The organism is Xenorhabdus yunnanensis (assembly GCF_028598805.1).
GTDB classification, from domain to species: domain Bacteria; phylum Pseudomonadota; class Gammaproteobacteria; order Enterobacterales; family Enterobacteriaceae; genus Xenorhabdus; species Xenorhabdus yunnanensis.
Genome location: NZ_JAQRFI010000217.1, coordinates 1 through 554 on the forward strand (window position 1 = coordinate 1; position 554 = coordinate 554).

1 protein-coding gene is annotated in these 554 nt (G+C 34.1%); it reads left to right on the plus strand.

All coding sequences use genetic code 11. The annotated features are described in order from the left end of the window. The coding region (locus PSI23_RS21895; RefSeq protein ID WP_273557032.1) for a hypothetical protein at window positions 1-239 on the plus strand (239 nt) is incomplete at its 5' end. Window positions 240-554: the final 315 nt, after the last annotated feature.

The following is a 554-nucleotide window of genomic DNA, read 5'->3' on the forward strand; positions in this document are numbered from 1 at the left end:
ATGCATCAATTCGAGGGCACGTTTTTGTTCTGGTGTCAGATGAATTTTCATGGTTGCAAGCATGGTCTGGTTTGGGGGATAAATCAAGCATCTTCAATGGCGATTGGTATAGATCAATATTTGAACAAATTCAATTTTTATCAAATAACAAAACTCAATATCATTGTTTTCTATTTTTGGCTATAGTTACACAAATTATAAACGATAGAATTTATTTTATTTTAATAGCCTCCATATGAAAATAGCCATCTTACGTCGAAATGGACTTGGTGATCTTATTTGCACTCAGCCATTAATAAAATTCTTACAGAAAACATATCCTAACGCAGAGATCAATCTATTTATAGATGCGGGTAATGCTGAGCTTGCTCATTATTTGTGCCCAAAAATAAATATCCACCTTATTCCCAAAGGAAATAAATATCTGTCTATTTTTAAAACTGCGTGGATTCACCTAATAAGTGCAATTTCTAAGAAAGGCGGTCAGTTGCTATAGTAGGCATCTTTCTCGCCAAAGGAAAATGCGCTATGACCTATAAACAACTGACCGAAAC